An 18216-nucleotide genomic window follows, 5' to 3' on the forward strand; every position below is an offset into this window, starting at 1 on the left:
GGATCGCCACTCCCACAAAAATCTCGCTTCTCGCCGCGCGAACGGGGCCCGCTCCCACGGTCACATGCCCCGGAACAGACGCCTGCGGATGCAGAGTCGGCTACCCGCGCCCGGCCTCCGCGAATTCCGCCTTGACCTGCGCCCACTGCCGGCGGCTGACCGGGAGGCGCTCTTCCAGACCTTTCAGCACGACTGCCCAGTGGCCGTCGGTGCCGTCGCGCACCTGCTCGAAACCGACCACGGCATCGCGCGCGACCAGACAGCTGCGGTGGATGCGCACGAATCGGCTGACGAATTCCTGCTCCAACGCAGCCAGCGGTTCCTCCAGCAGGTATTCGCGTTCGGCGGTGCGCGCGGTGACGTACTTGAGTTCGGCGCGCAGATACAGCACGTCGCGCACCGGCACCAGCAGGATGCGGCCGCGCTCGCTGCACGACAGGTGCAGGCGTCCGCCGGGCAACAGACTCTGCACGACGTCGGCCGGCACCGCCCGGCCGGGCACGCGGCGCAGCGCATCGAGCAGACGGGCCGCACGCACCGGCTTGAGCAGGTAATCGACCGCATTCAGTTCGAAGGCGCGCACCGCGTACTGGTCGTAGGCGGTGCAGAACACCAGCGTCGGTGGCGCCGGCAGCCGGCCGAGGTGCGCGGCCAGTTCAATGCCATCCATGCCTGGCATGCGGATGTCGACCAGCGCCAGATCGGCCGCATCGTGCGGTGGCAGCGCCTGCAGCGCGTCAAGCGCCTCATGCCCGTTGGCGGCTTCGCCGACCACGCGATTGGGCAGTTCGGGTGCGATGTCGGACAACAGTGCGCGCAGACGCAGGCGGGCCGGCGCCTCGTCGTCGGCGATGAAGACGCGCAGTTCGGCCGGCCGATCGATCATGTGGCCGCCCGATAAGGAAAGCGGATGCGCACCCGGTACAGGCCATCCTGCTCGCCGGCATCCAGTTGCGCTTCCAGGTCGAAGAACAGCATCAGCCGCTCACGGATATTGTCCAGCGCCATGCGGTTGCCGCCGCCATGCGCGGACATCCGGCCGTCGCGCGGCGGCGCCGGATTATCGATCTCGACCACCACTTCGTTGCCGCTGCGCGTCACGCTGACCCTGACTTCACCATTGCCGGCCATCGGCTCGACGCCGTGATAGACCGCGTTTTCGAGCAGCGGCTGCAGCATCAGCGGTGGCACGCGGGCGTCCGGCGGGCAGCCATCGGTCTGCCACAGCACGCCGAGCCGGTCGCCCAGACGCAGCTTTTCCAGCGCCATGTACTGGCGGCACAGCGCCAGTTCCTCGCCCAGCGTGACCAGTTCGCGGTTTTCGCGCATCAGCACGCGGAACAGGTCGGACAGCTCTTCGAGCGCCCGTTCGGCCCGACGCGGGTCCTCGCGCATGATGCCCAGCACCGCATTCAGGCTGTTGAACAGGAAGTGCGGCCGGATGCGCGCCGACAGCGCCATCAGACGCGCCTGCGCGATGGCCGGGCCGAGCGCGCGCTCCTGCACGGTGAAATAGACCATCGCCGCAGCCGACGCGAGCAGCGCCCACAAGGCCTCGCGCACTGGCCATGCCTTCATGTCCTCGATCGCCCAGCCGGTCATGGCTTCGGCGAGAAAGGTACAGACGAGCGCGCACAGCGCCACCAGCGCCCAGCCTGCGCGCACCGGCAGGCGAGCGAACAGTGGCGCCGCAAGATAGAGCAGCAGCAGCGTCATCAGCAGCGCCGGTTCAACCCGCGCTGCCATTTCCATCGCGTCGAGCAGCAGCGCGTCCCAGCTGCGGTTGCGCGCCAGCAGCGCCAACGCAGCCAGTGCGTTGACCAGCAACACGGTGCGCAGCACCACGCCCAGGTTGCGCCAGTCAGGCGCGCGCGACGGCCTCAAGCGGCGCTCCGCGACGGGCAGACTGCCCGGTGGCCTATACTTGCAGTCCATTTTCCGACGCTTCTCATCGCGCGTTTCTTCTACCTGTTGCCATCATGAGCCATCCTTCGCAGCCCGAGCCGACCAAGGCCTGGTCGGGCCGTTTTTCAGAGCCGGTGTCCGAACTGGTGAAACGTTACACCGCTTCGGTATTTTTTGACCGCCGCATGTGGCGGCAGGACATCCGCGGCTCGCTGGCCCACGCCGCCATGCTGGCGCGTCAGGGCATCATCGCGCAGACCGATCTGGACGACATCCGGCGCGGCATGACGCAGATCGAGGCGGAAATCGAGAACGGGCAGTTCGACTGGAATCTCGATGACGAGGATGTACACCTCAATATAGAGAAGCGCCTGACCGCACTGGTCGGCGACGCAGGCAAACGCCTGCACACAGGCCGCAGCCGCAATGACCAGGTGGCGACCGACATCCGGCTGTGGTTGCGCGACGAGATCGACGTCATCCTCGCCCGCCTGACCGACTTCCAGTCCGCCCTGCTCGATCTGGCCGGACAGCACACCGACACCGCGATGCCCGGCTTCACCCACCTGCAGGTGGCGCAGCCGGTCACCTTCGGCCACCACCTGCTGGCCTATTTCGAAATGGCGCAGCGCGACCGCGAACGCCTGATCGACTGCCGCCGCCGCACCAACCGCCTGCCGCTCGGTTCGGCCGCGCTGGCCGGCACCAGCTTTCCGATCGACCGTCACTTCGTCGCCGAGCAGCTGGGGTTCGAGGCGGTGACCGAAAACTCGCTCGACGCGGTCAGCGATCGCGACTTCGCCATCGAGTTCTGCGCGGCCGCGGCACTGGTGATGATCCACCTGTCGCGCATGTCGGAAGAACTGATCCTGTGGATGAGCCCGCGCGTCGGTTTCATCGATCTGGCCGACCGCTTCTGCACCGGCTCGTCGATCATGCCGCAGAAGAAGAACCCGGACGTACCCGAACTGGTGCGTGGCAAGACCGGCCGCGTCAACGGCCATCTGGTCGGGCTGCTCACGCTGATGAAGGGCCAGCCGCTGGCCTACAACAAGGACAATCAGGAAGACAAGGAACCGCTGTTCGACACCGCCGACACGCTGCGCGACACGCTCACCATCTTCGCCGACATGATGACCGGCATCCGGGTCAAGCCCGATGCGATGCGCGCCGCACTGCGTCAGGGTTTCGCCACCGCAACCGACCTGGCCGACTGGCTGGTCAAGCGCGGCCTGCCGTTCCGCGATGCGCACGAGGCGGTGGCCCGTGCGGTGCGTCTGGCCGAACAGAAAGGGTGCGACGTGTCCGACCTGTCGCTCGACGAGCTGAAATCGTTCTCGCCGCTGGTCGACGCATCCGTGTACGCGGTGCTGACGGTCGAAGGATCGCTGTCGGCGCGCAATCACATCGGCGGCACGGCGCCGGAGCAGGTCCGCGGCGCCCCCCCCCGGCGCCGCGCCCCCGGGGGGGGGCGGCGGGNGTCGACGCATCCGTGTACGCGGTGCTGACGGTCGAAGGATCGCTGTCGGCGCGCAATCACATCGGCGGCACGGCGCCGGAGCAGGTCCGCGCCGCCATCGCGCGCGCGCGCGCGCGATTGGCGGCGGGCTGAATCATGGCCGGCCACTGGACCGTATCGACCAGTTGCCGGGCAGTCTGCTGACATGGACCTGCTCGGCAAATACCGCATCCAGCGTCTGCTCGGCGAAGGCGCGACCTCGAAGGTATTCCTCGCGCACGACCCGTTCGGCAACCGCGACGTGGCGATCAAGATCGTCGCGCGCGGCGCAGCCGAAGGCGAAGGGGGCAAGTCCGAGCGTTTCCAGAAGAAGTTCTTCATCGCCGAAGCCTCACTGGCGGGCAAGCTCACCCACCCGCACATCGTGCAGATCTATGACGCGGTGGCTGACGCCGATCCGGCTTATCTGGTCATGGAATATGTGCGTGGGGGCACGCTGGAGCCGCACACCCGGCCGGACCGGCTGCTGCCGATCGGCGACGTGCTGGAAATGATCTTCAAATGCACGCGCGCACTCGACTTTGCGTGGCGGCTCGGTGTCATCCACCGCGATCTGAAGCCAGCCAACATCATGCGCGTGGAAGAGCCGCGCAACGATGGTCACCACCAGCCGGGCACAAATGTGAAGGTGTCGGACTTCGGCGCCGCGATGTCGATCTCGGCCAGCGAAACCCAGGTGTCGGGCGTCGGCTCGCCGGCCTACATGAGTCCGCAGCAGATCAAGGAACACCCGCTGAACCACCAGACCGACATCTTTTCGCTCGGCGTGGTGATGTACCAGTTGCTGACCGGCCAGCTGCCGTTTCAGGGCAGCAACAACTACAGCATGATGTACCAGATCACGCACGCCGAGCCGGTGCCGCCATCGGCGCTGCGGCCCGAGCTGCCGCCGGCGCTGGACGTCATCGTGATGCGCGCATTGCAGAAGTCGCTCGACGACCGCTACCCGACCTGGGACGCCTTTTCCTTCGATCTGGCGGAGGCCTTTCGCGGCGAATCTCTGCGCGAACAGGACAACCGGATCGCCGACAGCGAAAAATTCAACTCGCTGCGCCGGCTCGCCTTCTTCCGCGACTTCACCGACGTCGAACTGTGGGAAGTGGTACGGCTGGGTGAATGGCACCGCGTGGCGGGCGGTCAGATACTTCTGCGCGAGGGTGATGCGGCCGACGGCTTCTTCATTCTCGCCGAGGGCGAGGTGAAGGTGACCAAGGCGCGCAAGCTGCTCAACGTGCTGTCGGCCGGCGAGTGCGTCGGCGAGATGGCCTGGCTCACGCCGGAGCACGGCACGCGCGGTGCCGATGTATCGACATTGTGTGAGTCGGTGGTGATCCATCTGGCGAATGCAGCACTGGAGCGCGCATCGGAACCCTGCCGGCACCGCTTCGATCGTGCCTTCCTGCGCATCCTGGTCGAGCGGCTGGCGCTGGCCAACCAGCGGCTCACCAACGTCTGAAAGATGGACAGCGTGCGCCCGAAGGACTACCCGCCCGGCAGCACGCTCGGCCGCTACCAGTTGCGACGCATCATCGGTCGCGGCAGTACCAGCACCGTCTGGCTGGCCTGGGATCCGACTTCGCAGCGCGAGGTCGCGATCAAGTGCATCGATCCCGATGTGCTGAATGACCGCACGCGCGGCAAGATGCACCGCAACCTGCTGATCAACGAGGCATCGCTGGCCGACAAGCTGCAGCATCCGCACATCGTGCCGATCCACGACGCGGTGGTCGGCGACGACGAAGCATGGATCGTCATGGAATATGTCGCTGGCGGCACGCTGGACGCACATACCCAGCGGCCTTTACTGCTGCCGGTCGAGCGCATCGTCGAACTGATGTTCAAGTGCACGCGCGCGCTCGACTACGCGTGCCAGCTCGGCATCACGCACCGCGACATCAAGCCGGCCAACATCCTGCTGACGCGCGACGGCGACATCAAGCTGACCGATTTCGGCGCGGCGATGTTCACTGCCAATCAGCGCACCCAGGTCGAAGGGGTCGGCTCGCCGGCCTACATGAGCCCGCAGCAGGTGCGCGAAATGCCGCTGAACCACCAGACCGACATTTATTCGCTGGGCGTCGTGCTGTACCAGCTGCTGGCCGGCGAACTGCCGTTCCAGGCCAGCAACAACTACAGCCTCGTGTACCAGATCATCCACGTCGAGCCGCCGCCGCCGTCGGTGCACCGGCCCGGCCTGCCGCCGGCGCTCGACGCCGTGGTCGCGCGCGCCATGCACAAGGACATCGCACTGCGCTACGCGAACTGGACCGAGTTCACGCATGACCTCGCCCAGGCCTTCCGCAACCGCCGGCTCAGGCCGCGCGATGAGGATTCGGATGCCGCCGAGCACTTCCGGCTGTTGCGCACCCTGTCCTTCTTCACCGACTTCAGCGATGTCGAGCTATGGGAGGTCGCGCGTTTTGCGCGGCTCGAACGGGTGGCCGCCGGCACATTGCTGATGAAGGACGGCGAACAGGGCGACCACCTGTATGTGATTGCCGAGGGCGACGTATCGGTATCGAAGTTCGGCCGCACGCTGACCATACTGACCGCCGGCGAGTGCTGCGGAGAAATGTCGATCGTCGCGCGCGACCAGAAGCTGCGTGCCAATGATGTGCATAGCAATACCGACAGCCTGCTGTTCGTGATAGACGGCGAACGCATCCGCCGCGCGTCCGAAACCTGCCGCATGCGTTTCTACGAGGTGTTCCTGCAGGTACTGGCGAGCCGGCTGTCGTCGGCCAATGCACGCCTCGCCGACAGCTGGGGCCAGGGCGCGTGACGCTGGAGGTGCTGGCACGGTATATCGCCGCGACGCTGGGCAGCCGGTTCGATGCAGTCATCGAACTGCCGGCCGGGCGCACCCGTCGTGCGCTGCGGATCGAGACCGGCCATGGGCCGCTCTTCGTCAAGCTGCTGCCGGCTGACCGGGCCGCCGTATTCGTGGCAGAAGCCGACGGCCTGACATTGCTGTCGCAGACCGGCACCTTCCGGACTCCGGCCATCCGTTCGCAAGGCAGCAACGAAACATATGCCTGGCTCGCACTCGAATGGCTGGACCTGCAGCCGGTGCGCAATGCCGAGGACGGCCGGCGCTTCGGCGAAGCACTGGCCGCGCTGCACGCGGTGCATGGACCGCATTACGGCCTGAACCGCGACAACTGGCTGGGTGACAGCCCGCAGGAAAACGGCAGTTCCGAATCGTGGCCGCTGTTCTTCGCCAGAAGACGCCTGCTGCCGCAGCTTGCGACAGCCGTCGAAGGCGGACTGCGCGGGTCATTCGTCAGCAACATCCAGGGCATCGTCGAGCGGATCGGCGCGCTGTTCCTCGACTATCGCCCGGCGGCATCACTGCTGCACGGCGACCTCTGGCACGGCAATGCCGGCGTCGATGGCGACGGCCGCCCGACGGTGTTCGACCCGGCGGTGCATTACGGTGACCGCGAGGCGGATTTCGCGCTGGCCGAAATGTTCGGTGGCTTTCCGACCGCGATGTACGCAGCCTACCTGCAGCGTTCGCCGCTCCATCCGAATGCTCCGTCGAGGCGCGGACTGTATCGGCTCTACCACCTGCTCAACCACTACAACCTTCATGGCACGTCGTATCTGCGAGAGACCGAGCGCACCGCAGCAAGATTGCTGTCGGAACTGACCTGAAAACATACACCCGCGTATGTTGAGTGCGCAGCAGATACGCGGACCTTGATCTGAACGACTGTTCACATCACATTGATTCCGTTAGCGAAGTCGCTTCAAAGATTTTGTGTGCAGTGCAACAAAAACAGCTTGACTTCGTTTTGCTCACCCCTATAATCGTGCTCATGGTGCGGTGCAATACAGACGTTTCCTGTTCTGTGTGATCCGCACGCATTTTGGTGGCCCGTCAGCGTTTAACGATCTGCTCGCTTCGTGGTCGCTCTTTCAATCAAATGTATGGAGACTTACACCATGGCTTTCACGACTGAACATTTCGCCGCTGCAAACAAGAACACCATCGAAGCCCTGCTGACGCTGGCCAACACCGCCTTCGCAAGCACCGAGCGCCTCGCCGCCCTGAACCTGAACACCGCCCGTTCGATGCTCGAAGACAGCGTCGCCAACGTGAAGACCATGATGGGTGCCAAGGACGTTCAGGACATCGTTTCGCTGCAGAGTGGTCTGGTGCAGCCGTCGATCGAAAAGGCCGTTGCCTACTCGCGCAGCGTCTATGAAATCTTCTCGCAGACTCAGGAAGAGCTGACCAAGGTCGTCGAAGCTCAGGTCGGTGAAGTGAACAAGGCTGTCAGCACCACGCTCGACCAGGCCGCCAAGCAAGCTCCGGCCGGTTCGGACGTCGCCGTCGCCGCCGTCAAGTCGGCCATCGCCGCCGCCAACAGCGCCTACGACAGCATGAGCAAGGCTGCCAAGCAAGCTGTGGAAATGGCTGAAGCCAATGTGAATGCCGCAACGTCGGCCACCGTGCGCGCCGTGGGTTCGGCCAGCACCGCCGCGAAGAAGAAGGCCGCTGCCTGATTCTTCAAGCTGAATGAAAAAGCCCCGCCGAGTGCGGGGCTTTTTTTCGTCTGTCGATCGGCGTGGGAGCAGCGGCCTCGCCGCGATCCTCACGCTGCAAGATGACCATCGCTGCACTGATCGCGGCGAGGCCGCCGCTCCCACAAAAAAACTTCGCCGTACGCCGCCCGAAGCACTGGCTCGCCCTGTAGCCCCGGCCGCGTACCTCCGCCCCCGCCGTCAGCGGTCGGCTGCGNAAAAAAACTTCGCCGTACGCCGCCCGAAGCACTGGCTCGCCCTGTAGCCCCGGCCGCGTACCTCCGCCCCCGCCGTCAGCGGTCGGCTGCGTCCTGAACGGTCAGACCGCGCAGCATCAGTTCGTGGCGCATGGCCGCCATCGCTGCGGCGACCTTCGCGGGTTCGCCCTTGGCACCCAGTTCGATGTGCGGATAGGCGCGTTCAGCATTGCCGAAGCTGGGCAAGCTGAACACCGCCACGCCATGCTCGCGCTCGATCGCTTCCATCATGTCGAGCAGCCTGCTTTCGTGCGCGTTCGGCACATACACCGAAGATTCGCGCCAGGCGCTCGTGTGGTGCAGATCGCGGTAAGGATTGTCGAGCAGCCATTCGATCATCGGCCAGGCCATTTCCGGGAAGCCCGGCACGAAGTGGTGATGACCGCAGCTGAAACCCGGAATGCGGTTGAACGGATTCGGAATGATGGCGCAGCCGGCCGGGAATTCGCCCAGCCGCAGGCGGTTTTCCGTCGTTTCGGCGCCGAAGCGCGCGCGGATTTCCGCCTCGGCTTCCGGATGCAGCACACAGCCAACACCCAGCGCCGCGGCCGCGGCCTGGCGCGTGTGGTCGTCCGGCGTGACGCCGATGCCGCCGCAGGAGAACACGATGTCGTCGGTGGCCAGCGAGCGTCGGAAGGCGTCGATCAGCCGTTCGCGCTCATCGCCCAGATAGCTCACCCAGGCCAGCTGCAGGCCGCGTTCGCCGAGCAGCGCACGGACCTTGGCGAAGTGACCGTCCTGACGACGCCCGGACAGGATTTCGTCGCCGATGATGTAAAGGCCGATGGCCATGGTGCATTCCTCTTGTTGTTTGACCGCGGCAGAAAACTCAGAGCCCCAGCTCGGACCACATCGCGTCGACCCGGCGTTTCACGTCAGCGTCCATCGCGATCGTTCGTCCCCATTCGCGCGTGGTTTCGCCCGGCCACTTGTTGGTCGCATCCAGCCCCATCTTGGAGCCGAGACCGGCAACCGGACTCGCGAAATCAAGGTAGTCGATCGGCGTGTTGTCGACGATGACCGTGTCGCGCCGCGCGTCCATGCGCGTGGTCATCGCCCAGATCACTTCCTGCCAGCTGCGGATGTCCACGTCCTCGTCCACCACGATGATGGTCTTGGTGTACATGAACTGGCGCAGGAAACTCCACACGCCGAACATGACGCGCTTGGCGTGACCGGGGTACTGCTTGCGCATGGACACCACGGCCAGACGGTACGAGCACCCTTCCGGCGGCAGATAGAAATCGGTGATTTCCGGAAACTGCTTCTGCAGCAGCGGCACGAAAACCTCGTTCAGCGCCACGCCCAGCATGGCCGGTTCATCCGGCGGCTTGCCGGTGTAGGTCGAGTGGTAGATGGGATTCCTGCGCATCGTGATGCGCGTGATCGTGAACACCGGAAACTCCGCCACCTCGTTGTAGTAGCCGGTGTGGTCGCCGAACGGCCCTTCCGGCGCGTGTTCGTAACCGGACGGGTGATTCGCGTCCGGGCGCAACTCGCCCTCGAGTACGATTTCGGCGCTTGCCGGCACATCGAGATCGTTGCCGATGCATTTCACCAGTTCGGTCCGGCTGCCGCGCAGCAGGCCGGCGAACTGGTATTCGGACAGCGTATCGGGGACCGGCGTCACCGCACCCAGTATCGTTGCCGGATCGCAGCCAAGCACCACCGACAGCGGAAACGGCGTGCCCGGGAATTTGCGCGCATGGTCGCGGAAATCGAGCGCACCGCCGCGGTGGGCCAGCCAACGCATGATCACCTTGTCGGGCGCGATCACCTGCTGGCGATAGATGCCGAGGTTCTGCCGCTTCTTGTCCGGCCCGCGCGTCACGACCAGACCCCAGGTGATCAGCGGCCCGGCGTCATCCGGCCAGCAGGTCTGCACCGGCAGGCGGCCGAGGTCCACATCCTTGCCCTCCCACACGACTTCCTGACAGGCGGCCGACGACACCTTCTTCGGCGCCATGGAAAACACCTGCCGGATCATCGGCAGCTTGTCCCATGCGTCACGCAGGCCCTTGGGCGGTTCGGGTTCCTTCAGCATCGACAGCGTGCGGCCGATGTCGCGCAACGCCTCGGCCCACTGCTCGCCGCTGACGCCCATGCCGAGCGCCACCCGGCCCGGCGTGCCGAACAGGTTGCCCAGTACGGGCATGTCGAAGCCAGTCGCGTTCTCGAACAGGATGGCCGGGCCCTGCGCGCGCAGCACGCGGTCGCAGATTTCGGTCATTTCCAGATTGGGCGACACCGGGCGCGCGACGCGCTTCAGTTCGCCCATCTTTTCGAGCTGCGCGATGAAGTCGCGCAAATCCGTGTATTTCATGTCGTGTTGCGGCTCCAGTGCTTCGCGCCCTGCTGCATCCCGCACAGGGCGCGACCGATGGTAAGCGATAAGTGACGGCGCCGTACCCCGGGTGCGGCGACAGACACCGACGCGCCACCGATGTTCCGGTACAGCTGTCGCAACCGTCGTGTGCGGCCCGCTGTCAGAATGCGCGACCACCCTGCTCCCACACCCGACATGCTCGCCTGGTACGCCGATCACTTCGTCCTGCCGCTGCCCGACACCCATCGCTTCCCGATGGACAAGTACCGCCGGCTGCGCGAACGCGTGGCCGCCGAACTTCCGGACATCGTGCTGTGCGAACCGCCGGCCGCGACCGACGCCGAACTGGTGCGTGCGCACGACGCAGCCTATGTGGCGCGCGTCAGCCGCGGTGACCTGACGACGCAGGAAGTGCGCATGATCGGTTTTCCGTGGTCGCCGCAGATGATCGAACGTTCGCGCCGCTCCGCCGGCGCCACCATCGCCGCCTGCAGGAGCGCGCTGCGCGACGGTGTGTCGGTCAATCTGGCGGGCGGTACGCACCATGCCAAGCACGCCAGCGGTGCCGGCTACTGCGTGTTCAACGATGCCGCGGTCGCCGCCCGGCTGCTGCAGGCGGAGCACGGCATCGAACGCGTGGCCATCGTCGACCTCGACGTGCATCAGGGCGACGGCACGGCGGAGATTCTCGGCCAGGCTGAGGATGTGTTCACGCTGTCGCTGCACGGTGACCGCAACTTCCCGTTCCGCAAGGAATGCAGCCACCTCGACGTTTCACTGCCCGACGGCACCGGCGACGAGGCCTATCTTGCCGCCCTCGACGACGCACTGGCCACGCTCGAACATCGTTTTGCGCCGCAGTTCGTCATCTACCTGGCCGGCGCCGACCCGTTCGAGGGCGACCGGCTCGGCCGGCTCAAGCTCAGCAAGCCCGGGCTGGCCGCGCGCGACATCCGGGTGTTCGACTGGTGCCGCACCCGCGATCTGCCGCTGGCCATAGCGATGGCCGGCGGCTACGCGGAAAACATCGACGACATCGTGGACATCCATTTCGCGACCGTCACCGCGGCCCTGCGCATCTGGCCGTGACGCAGGCCTGACGCGCCGGATCAGGCGGCTGCGCCCCGGGATGCGGACGGGCGGACGTTACGAGCCCGGCTTCAGCACCACCTTGGTCCAGCCTTCGTCACGCGCGCCGAAGTGCCTGTATGCCCGGGGCGCATCGCTCAGCGGCAGTTCGTGCGAAACGATGAAGGAAGGCGTGGCCTTTCCGGCTGCGATCAGCGCGCAGAGCTTGCGGTTGTAGGCCTTCACGTTCGCCTGCCCGGTCGCCATCCGCTGGCCCTTCATCCAGAACTTGCCGAAATCGAAGGCGATCTGCCCCTTCCTGGCCAGTTCGTCGGCGGCGCCCGGATCGGCAGGGATGAATACGCCCACCACACCGATCGAACCCGTGGCCGCGACCGCGCTCACCAGACTGTTCATCGTGAGATTCGGCACCTCGAGATTGTGGTGATCGCAGCACTGATAGCCGACGCATTCGCAGCCGCGATCCGCACCCTGGCCATCGGTCAGGTCCAGTATCTGATCCACCGCGGTGCCGTCGGAGTTGTCGATCGCGATGGCACCGAGCTGTTCGGCCAATGCCAGACGGTCCTTCAGCACATCCACCACCATGATCTTGCTGGCACCCTTCAGCTTTGCAGAGCAGGCGGCCATAAGACCGACCGGCCCGGCGCCGAAGATGACGACGCTGTCACCGGCTTCGACGCCGGCCAGTTCGGTTGCGTGATAGCCGGTCGGGAAGATGTCGGACAGCATGACGTAATCGTTTTCCTTGCCCTCGAGATCCGGCGGAAGCACGAGGCAATTCACATCGCCGAACGGCACCCTGAGGTAATCCGCCTGACCACCGCTGTACGGCCCCATGCCGGCGAATCCGTAGGCGCCGCCCGCCGTTCCCGGATTCACCGTGAGGCAGAAGCCGGTCAGGCCGCGCTCGCAGTTCTTGCAGAAACCGCAGGCGATGTTGAAGGGCAGGCACACGCGGTCGCCCACCTTGACCTGCGTGACGGCCTTGCCGACTTCGATCACTTCGCCCATGTTTTCGTGGCCGAGGATCCGGCCGGGTTCCATGTCGGTCCTGCCCTCGTACATGTGCAGGTCGGAGCCGCAGATATTCGTCGTGGTGACGCGAACGAGCACGTCGGTCGGCTGCTCGATCCTGGCGTCCGGAACATCGACGACGCTGACTTCATTCGGACCGTTGTAGACGAGTGCTTTCACTGTAAATCCTCCTGATCGTGTGGTCTGCAACCTGCCGCGGAATGTGCAGGGTCGGCTTTTCGTCGACGCAGCTTCAAGCGTTCCACCCGTGCGGTCCGTTCGACAGCACACGCAGGTCGGATCAGCTCACGCCGCGTTGCGCGCCATCACTGCGGGCGATGCGGCGGGATCCATCCACAGTTCGCCGCGGTATTGCGCGAAGCAGCGGGCGCCGAAGCGCAGACGCAGCAGCGCCCCTTCCGCGATGGGTCGAGCCAGTGAGGGGTCAGCGGCGACCAGCGGGCGGATCACCTCGCGGTTCCAGCACAGCGAGTGCTGCACGTCGAGCCCGGCGTGCAACTGGAAATAGCGACGGGCCTGTGTCGGCACACCCAGTCGCTTGAGGCCGTCATTGACCAGACCGACACGGCCGGGGGCGGTCATTTCGACCGCGCCCAGTGCGCCGATCGACTGCCAGGCGTAGCGCCGGTTGCTCGCCAGCGCGAGCATCAGATTGGCCAGCGCTAGTGCGGCCCACACCGTGTTCGCGGTTTCGGGCTTCAGATTCAGCTCGCGCGCCGTCTCTTCCAGCATCGTTCCGTGCATGCCATCTTCGTTGCCCCGGCCCATCTCGTCCCAGTAATTACGCGCCAGTTCCAGCTTCGCCTGCCGCGGCAAACCGAGTTGAGTCAGCGCAACCAGATCGTCGAAGCCGGCCTCGCCGGCAATCTCCTGGGTGATGAACCAGCGCATCTGCGACAGGCTGGCAGAGTCGGCGAGCCAGCGGAATAACGGGTCGTCCTGCCCCGGGCCGGTCTCGGCGAGAGCTTCGAACCAGTTCATGAAAGCGTCGGCACCGCTCGGCAGGGCATCGAGCTGCTCGGTCAGTGCCGCCCGCTCTGCTTCGACAAATGCGCCTTCGAGTTCGCGCAGCACCGATTGCTCGCGCAAACCGGCACGCCACCGGGCGTCGGCCATGCCGGGCTGAAGTCGCTGACGGTTCAATCGGGCCAGCCGCCGATGAAGATCCTCGTTCATATCCGGAGCGGCGCCGCAGCGGGCGCATGCACGACCAGTCCGATCGCGGCGATCCGCTCGACGCCCGCATAGGCAGGCTGGTCAAGTTCGTCGCCGAAGACGTCAGGATCGAGTTCGTTGTATTCGAAGCGCGCACCGGCACGCAGCAGCACCGGCTCGACCGCACTGCGGAACGAGTCGACGCCATCGACGATCGCACTGCCGGTGTACAGGACCAGCCGCCCGCCCGGCCTCAGACGTGGCAAGGATTCAACTACGACGCGCATGGAAATGTCATCTCCGTAGGTGCCGCCACCATCGCGATAAAGGCGGTGTGCAGGGTCGATCAGGTAGGGCGGATTGCACAGGATCAGGTCGGCACTGCCCTGCGCGTTGCTCAGCAGATCACTGCGCCGGCAGACGGCGCGAATGCCGAACACGGCTGCGTTGATGCGTGCGCAGTGCAGGGCCGCATCGCTCAGGTCGAGCAGCGTCAACTGCGCCAATGCGCCCAGCCGACGCGCAGCGAACAGACCGCCGGCGCCGGTGCCGCACCCCACGTCGATGATCTGCCAGATCGGTGTCCGGGACTGCGACAGCGTGCGTTCGATGAGCCGCGCAAATCGGTAGGTATCCGGACCGAAGAACACCGCGTCAGCAGCGGTCGTCGGATAGGCCGAATGCACCAGCAACAGGTCATCCAGCGAGGAAAAGCGGATATGGCTGCGCAAGAGGCCGCCGGAAACCGTTTCGAGCGCACCGGCACGGGCGAGCAGGTCAAGCGCTTCGAAGGGCAGAAGCTCCTGCGCGAACGGCTGACTCCAGCCGAACACGTCACGCAGGTTTCTGGCCTGCAGGGCGCGGTGTGCCAATACCCGACCATGGGTATCCGGCGTCACGGTGGTGTGATGGTAGCCCTCACCCAGCAGCCAGCGACCCAGTTCGCGGGTTGCGCGGGCGTCGAGTTCTGTGGCGTGCCATGCAGCAGATTCCTGAGGCAGGACGGGTGCGTCGAGCGGGACCTGCATCAACGACGCATGGGCTCCGGTCTGGCGAGTCATCTGTTCCATATTGCGAAGCGGTTCAGTCCTGCCCGAAGAAGGGCGCGCAGACGGTGCGCACCCCGATGGGGCGCCGCTTCCAGGCGCGATGTGTAGCGTGGATTTCTGTTTTGTCATGACTCATTGTTGTGTTGCAGGGCAGACGGGATCGCATTCGCTGTCGTCGATCACTCGATTCGATGGACGCCAGAAAATCGGTGTGTCCCACGCGGATTCGTGCAGGAACAATGTCGCCCGGAGCGCTGGAAGTCTGTGCGTGATCACACACAGACGCAGGACAGACCCGGTGCGGCGAAGTCATCGCGCGTCGCCAGCGTTCGACAACGCACCGACTGCAGACCGGCGTTCGAGCACCGTTGCGCGGTGAGCATCCGCCGACAGACCGGCCTGAAGTACGGCGCGCCGACGCATCGCCTACTGACCTGTGGCCATGGCTTCATTGACCTGATTGAAGCCGCACAGCACCCGCATCCGGGCGCAACCCGCCCCAACCATGAATGGAGCATTTCCCGATGGCACGCTGGGCTGACTCGAACATTCCGGGCCTCGAACCGCATGCGCACGCCATGACGCCGAAGCAGGCCGCGCTGATCGCAATATTCTCCGGTCTGCACGATATCGAACCCGGCGGTGACGACTTCGATATCCGGATGATCATGTGGGCCGACTACGTCAGGCACAAGGTGGACATGGCGCAGTTGGGGATTGTCCGTGCCCGCGGTGTGGTGCGTCTGATCGCCCACACCGCATGACGCGTGCAACCTGCGCCGGTCTCCATCACTCCGGACGCCTTGAGCCGGTGCGCTGATGTCGAGCCTGCCGTCGGCCGTGCTGCTTGATCTGCTGCAGTGGCCGGCCATGGTCGCAACCATCGCGGCAGCCTGGCTGGTGGCGTCGAACCAGGCCAGCCGACGCAACTCCGGCTTCTGGCTGTTCATGCTCAGCAACGTCTTGTGGATCGTCTGGGGCGTGCACGCGGCCGCACCGGCGCTCGTCGCGCTGCAGCTTGGCCTGGCAGCGATGAACATTCGGGGTGCGATCAAGACCTGATCCGGGGTCAGCGTACCCAACATGCTGCCGCATCAGGTGGGCAGGACTTTCAGTAAGCAGCCGGCGCGAATGAGGCCTGTCGGGCGCACCGCGTCAAAGGCCGGGTGGCGCATCCGGGCGATCGACGCGGGCGAAGCGCCCCGACAGCACCGAAGGAATGTCCGAGCGGCCCAGGCCGATGTCGCGCAGTTCGAGGTCGTTCATGGCGCGCAGTTCGGCACGAGCGCGACGTCGCCGGCCGGCTTCCTTCAGATGGCGCGCCCAGTCACTGAGCCAGCCGTGCGCGGACATGGCGCAACTCCTGGGTCTCGCCGGAATACCCCCAGCTGTCGGCTGCGATGTCAGTCACGATGATGTAGCTCGCCGGATGCAACGGACCGAGCAGCTCGTCGAGCGACTGCCAGACAGCATATATATAGGCGGATTTTTCTGTCCTGGTGTTCGTGCCGGCGGTCACCCGCACGTCCAGGTGGAAGGCCGTCAGTGACCCGCCGACGCCTTCCGCACCGACCGACCAGTGCTCGACGTGCGACAAGGCCAGTGCCGTCAGTTCGCGCTTCTTGCCCAGGACTTCTGCCGTGAGATCGGTCACCGCGCGGGTCACCGCAAGGCGTGTGTCGGCGTCGAGCGGGCAGGACAGCTGCAGCGTAATCATCGGCATGTGACCGTTCTCCTGAGGCATGTGTCGTATTTCCCGACCACATCATCCCTGCTCGTCGCCTATCGATACAGATACACAAAGATCAGTTTGAACCGGTACAGTTTTGCATCAGCCGAAACTGTACCCATGCTGTACCCCGGTAACTGTACCGATCAGTACGGCATGGCGGGCAGTACAGTGGGGCAGGTTTTTCGGGAGCCGCGCATGAATCGCTACGAAGCACTCGCCGACCGGCTGCGCGCCGACATCCGTGCCGGCGTCTACCCGCCCGGGCAGCGCCTGCCGTCGGTGCGGCGCATCGCGCAGCAGCAGCAGCTGAGTATCGCGACCTGCATCTCGGCGTATCGCAGGCTGGAGGCACAGGGCTGGCTGGAAGCACGGCCGCAGTCCGGTTTTTTTGCGCGCACGCCCGAGGCGCTGCCGCCACGCGCGCACCAGACCTGCGACGACGAAGCGCCGGGCGAGGTGACGATGTCGGAGCGCGTCGCGCAGCTCATGCGCGCCTCGCACCGTGATGACCTGCTCGTGTTCAGCACCGCCATTCCGCATGCCGACTTTCTGCCCGTGAAGGACGTACGCACGAGTCTCACGCGCGCCCTGCGTCATGAGGATGCGGGCAGCGCGCGCTACGGCGAATTCGTCGGCGAAGAGGCCTTGCGCGTGCAGATCGCGCGGCGCGCGGTGGAATCGGGCTGTCAGATCCACCCGGACGACATCGTCATCACCACCGGCTGCCAGGAAGCGCTGACGCTCGCGCTGCGTGCGACCACACAGCCGGGCGACATCGTGGCCATCGAATCGCCGGCCTTCTTCGGCACGCTGCAGCTGATCGAATCGCTTGGCCTGAAGGCGCTCGAAATCCCGACCGACCCCCAGACCGGCATCAGCCCGGATGCGCTTGAACTGGCGCTTGAACGCTGGCCGGTCAAGGCCTGCCTGGCGTGCACCAGCTTCAGCAATCCGAGTGGCGCATCGATGCCGGATGCGCACAAGCGGCGCCTCGTACAGATGCTGTCGGCGCGTGGCATCGCGCTGATCGAGGACGACATCTATGGCGAACTGGCACACGACGGCGAACGACCGCGCGTCGCAAAGGCGTGGGATCGCAGCGGCCACGTGCTGCTGTGTTCATCGTTCTCGAAAACCATCGCGCCCGGTCTGCGCATCGGCTGGATCGTCGCCGGTCGCTGGCGGCGCGAGGTCGAACAGCTGAAGTACGGCAGCACGATGGCCACCGCCCTGCTGCCGCAGCGCGCGCTGGCCGACTACCTCGCGACCGGCCGCTGGGAGCGCCACCTCGCCCGCGTGCGAAGCCAGTACGCCGAGCAGATGGCGCGCATGCAGACCGCCATCGCGCGCCACTTCCCAGCTGGCACCCGCTGCACGCGACCGGCCGGTGGCTTCATCCTATGGCTGGAATTGCCGGAACACGTCGATGCGCTGCAGCTGCAGTCGCAGGCGCTGGCGGCCGGCATCAGCATTTCACCCGGGCCGATGTTCTCGCCGCAGAGCAAGTACCGCAACTGCGTGCGCCTGATGTGCGCCGTGCGTTGGGACGCACGCGTCGATGCGGCGCTGGCGACGCTTGGCCGTCTCGCAAGGGGCTGATTCCCTTGCGGCGCGCA

18 protein-coding genes are annotated in these 18216 nt (G+C 65.6%); 9 read left to right on the plus strand and 9 right to left on the minus strand.

From position 1 onward, the window contains the following. Window positions 1-100 precede the first annotated feature (100 nt). Both NMQ16_RS16970 and NMQ16_RS16975 read right to left on the minus strand, forming a co-directional pair. On the minus strand, window positions 101-886 hold the full coding sequence (locus NMQ16_RS16970; RefSeq protein WP_257082124.1) for a LytTR family DNA-binding domain-containing protein: 786 nt from the start codon (window positions 884-886) through the stop codon (window positions 101-103). Then, window positions 883-1884 (minus strand): sensor histidine kinase, encoded by a 1002-nt coding sequence (locus NMQ16_RS16975; RefSeq protein WP_257082125.1) that lies wholly within the window; start codon window positions 1882-1884, stop codon window positions 883-885. The genes NMQ16_RS16970 and NMQ16_RS16975 overlap by 4 nt, the downstream gene beginning before the upstream one ends. 95 nt (window positions 1885-1979) lie before the next feature. Here NMQ16_RS16975 and argH point away from each other — a divergent pair, with 95 nt between their 5' ends. From argH to NMQ16_RS17000, 5 genes are all read left to right on the plus strand, one after another. Beyond that, window positions 1980-3413 (plus strand): argininosuccinate lyase, encoded by a 1434-nt coding sequence (argH, locus tag NMQ16_RS16980; RefSeq protein ID WP_257082127.1) that lies wholly within the window; start codon window positions 1980-1982, stop codon window positions 3411-3413. Window positions 3414-3569: 156 nt separating this feature from the next. Then, entirely contained in the window at window positions 3570-4880 is a 1311-nt protein-coding gene (locus NMQ16_RS16985) for a serine/threonine-protein kinase (protein WP_257082129.1), read from the plus strand. Window positions 4881-4883: 3 nt separating this feature from the next. Next, a complete protein-coding gene (locus tag NMQ16_RS16990) occupies window positions 4884-6206 on the plus strand; it encodes a serine/threonine-protein kinase (RefSeq protein ID WP_257082130.1) in 1323 nt (440 codons plus the stop codon). Then, window positions 6203-7081 carry a fructosamine kinase family protein gene (locus NMQ16_RS16995; RefSeq protein WP_257082132.1) on the plus strand — a complete coding sequence of 293 codons (879 nt, stop codon included), beginning with the start codon at window positions 6203-6205 and terminating at the stop codon, window positions 7079-7081. The genes NMQ16_RS16990 and NMQ16_RS16995 overlap by 4 nt, the downstream gene beginning before the upstream one ends. A 291-nt stretch (window positions 7082-7372) precedes the next feature. After that, complete coding sequence (locus NMQ16_RS17000) at window positions 7373-7936, plus strand: phasin family protein (protein ID WP_069040689.1); 564 nt, start codon at window positions 7373-7375, stop codon at window positions 7934-7936. Window positions 7937-8247: 311 nt separating this feature from the next. On the opposite strand, the gene NMQ16_RS17005 is transcribed toward NMQ16_RS17000, so the two are convergent. Together NMQ16_RS17005 and ubiD are read right to left on the minus strand one after the other, a co-directional pair. Continuing rightward, window positions 8248-9003 carry a molybdopterin-binding protein gene (locus NMQ16_RS17005; RefSeq protein ID WP_257082134.1) on the minus strand — a complete coding sequence of 252 codons (756 nt, stop codon included), beginning with the start codon at window positions 9001-9003 and terminating at the stop codon, window positions 8248-8250. Window positions 9004-9040: 37 nt separating this feature from the next. Continuing rightward, window positions 9041-10534: a 4-hydroxy-3-polyprenylbenzoate decarboxylase gene (gene ubiD, locus NMQ16_RS17010; RefSeq protein ID WP_257082135.1), complete on the minus strand. Its 1494-nt coding sequence runs from the start codon at window positions 10532-10534 to the stop codon at window positions 9041-9043. 168 nt (window positions 10535-10702) lie between these two features. On the opposite strand from ubiD, the gene NMQ16_RS17015 reads away from it, so the two are divergent. Further along, window positions 10703-11626, plus strand: a complete 924-nt coding sequence (locus tag NMQ16_RS17015) for a histone deacetylase (RefSeq protein WP_257082136.1) — start codon at window positions 10703-10705, stop codon at window positions 11624-11626. 57 nt (window positions 11627-11683) lie between these two features. Here the strand turns inward: NMQ16_RS17015 and NMQ16_RS17020 are convergent, their stop codons facing one another. From NMQ16_RS17020 to NMQ16_RS17030, 3 genes are all read right to left on the minus strand, one after another. After that, window positions 11684-12823, minus strand: coding sequence for a glutathione-independent formaldehyde dehydrogenase (locus tag NMQ16_RS17020; protein WP_257082137.1), 1140 nt, complete (start codon window positions 12821-12823; stop codon window positions 11684-11686). A 126-nt stretch (window positions 12824-12949) separates the two neighbouring features. Continuing rightward, the gene (locus NMQ16_RS17025; protein WP_257082138.1) at window positions 12950-13780 is read right to left on the minus strand and encodes an iron-containing redox enzyme family protein; all 831 of its coding nucleotides are present in this window, start codon (window positions 13778-13780) and stop codon (window positions 12950-12952) included. A gap of 56 nt (window positions 13781-13836) precedes the next feature. After that, window positions 13837-14889 carry a class I SAM-dependent methyltransferase gene (locus NMQ16_RS17030; protein ID WP_257082139.1) on the minus strand — a complete coding sequence of 351 codons (1053 nt, stop codon included), beginning with the start codon at window positions 14887-14889 and terminating at the stop codon, window positions 13837-13839. Window positions 14890-15392: 503 nt separating this feature from the next. Here NMQ16_RS17030 and NMQ16_RS17035 point away from each other — a divergent pair. Next, a complete protein-coding gene (locus tag NMQ16_RS17035; RefSeq protein WP_257082143.1) occupies window positions 15393-15632 on the plus strand; it encodes a hypothetical protein in 240 nt (79 codons plus the stop codon). 55 nt (window positions 15633-15687) lie between these two features. Next, entirely contained in the window at window positions 15688-15930 is a 243-nt protein-coding gene (locus tag NMQ16_RS17040) for a hypothetical protein (protein WP_257082144.1), read from the plus strand. A 93-nt stretch (window positions 15931-16023) separates the two neighbouring features. Here the strand turns inward: NMQ16_RS17040 and NMQ16_RS17045 are convergent, their stop codons facing one another. Both NMQ16_RS17045 and NMQ16_RS17050 read right to left on the minus strand, forming a co-directional pair. Continuing rightward, window positions 16024-16221, minus strand: a complete 198-nt coding sequence (locus NMQ16_RS17045) for a DUF1127 domain-containing protein (protein ID WP_257082145.1) — start codon at window positions 16219-16221, stop codon at window positions 16024-16026. Beyond that, window positions 16196-16591 (minus strand): hypothetical protein, encoded by a 396-nt coding sequence (locus tag NMQ16_RS17050; RefSeq protein WP_257082146.1) that lies wholly within the window; start codon window positions 16589-16591, stop codon window positions 16196-16198. Before NMQ16_RS17050 ends, NMQ16_RS17045 begins: the two co-directional genes overlap by 26 nt. A 204-nt stretch (window positions 16592-16795) precedes the next feature. On the opposite strand from NMQ16_RS17050, the gene NMQ16_RS17055 reads away from it, so the two are divergent. Next, window positions 16796-18199, plus strand: a complete 1404-nt coding sequence (locus tag NMQ16_RS17055) for a PLP-dependent aminotransferase family protein (RefSeq protein ID WP_257082147.1) — start codon at window positions 16796-16798, stop codon at window positions 18197-18199. Window positions 18200-18216: the final 17 nt, after the last annotated feature.

This window comes from Methyloversatilis sp. XJ19-49 (assembly GCF_024580145.1).
Taxonomy (GTDB): Bacteria; Pseudomonadota; Gammaproteobacteria; order Burkholderiales; family Rhodocyclaceae; genus Methyloversatilis.

What these genes read in the sequence shown, in the direction of transcription:
- NMQ16_RS16970 (WP_257082124.1), bottom strand. Translation starts at nt 886, where the DNA reads ATGATCGATCGGCCGGCCGAACTGCGCGTCTTCATCGCCGACGACGAG.
- NMQ16_RS16985 (WP_257082129.1), top strand. Translation starts at nt 3,570, where the DNA reads ATGGACCTGCTCGGCAAATACCGCATCCAGCGTCTGCTCGGCGAAGGC.
- NMQ16_RS16990 (WP_257082130.1), top strand. Translation starts at nt 4,884, where the DNA reads ATGGACAGCGTGCGCCCGAAGGACTACCCGCCCGGCAGCACGCTCGGC.
- NMQ16_RS17000 (WP_069040689.1), top strand. Translation starts at nt 7,373, where the DNA reads ATGGCTTTCACGACTGAACATTTCGCCGCTGCAAACAAGAACACCATC.
- NMQ16_RS17005 (WP_257082134.1), bottom strand. Translation starts at nt 9,003, where the DNA reads ATGGCCATCGGCCTTTACATCATCGGCGACGAAATCCTGTCCGGGCGT.
- ubiD (WP_257082135.1), bottom strand. Translation starts at nt 10,534, where the DNA reads ATGAAATACACGGATTTGCGCGACTTCATCGCGCAGCTCGAAAAGATG.
- NMQ16_RS17015 (WP_257082136.1), top strand. Translation starts at nt 10,703, where the DNA reads ATGCGCGACCACCCTGCTCCCACACCCGACATGCTCGCCTGGTACGCC.
- NMQ16_RS17025 (WP_257082138.1), bottom strand. Translation starts at nt 13,780, where the DNA reads ATGGCCGACGCCCGGTGGCGTGCCGGTTTGCGCGAGCAATCGGTGCTG.
- NMQ16_RS17030 (WP_257082139.1), bottom strand. Translation starts at nt 14,889, where the DNA reads ATGGAACAGATGACTCGCCAGACCGGAGCCCATGCGTCGTTGATGCAG.
- NMQ16_RS17035 (WP_257082143.1), top strand. Translation starts at nt 15,393, where the DNA reads ATGGCACGCTGGGCTGACTCGAACATTCCGGGCCTCGAACCGCATGCG.
- NMQ16_RS17040 (WP_257082144.1), top strand. Translation starts at nt 15,688, where the DNA reads ATGTCGAGCCTGCCGTCGGCCGTGCTGCTTGATCTGCTGCAGTGGCCG.
- NMQ16_RS17045 (WP_257082145.1), bottom strand. Translation starts at nt 16,221, where the DNA reads ATGTCCGCGCACGGCTGGCTCAGTGACTGGGCGCGCCATCTGAAGGAA.
- NMQ16_RS17050 (WP_257082146.1), bottom strand. Translation starts at nt 16,591, where the DNA reads ATGCCGATGATTACGCTGCAGCTGTCCTGCCCGCTCGACGCCGACACA.
- NMQ16_RS17055 (WP_257082147.1), top strand. Translation starts at nt 16,796, where the DNA reads ATGAATCGCTACGAAGCACTCGCCGACCGGCTGCGCGCCGACATCCGT.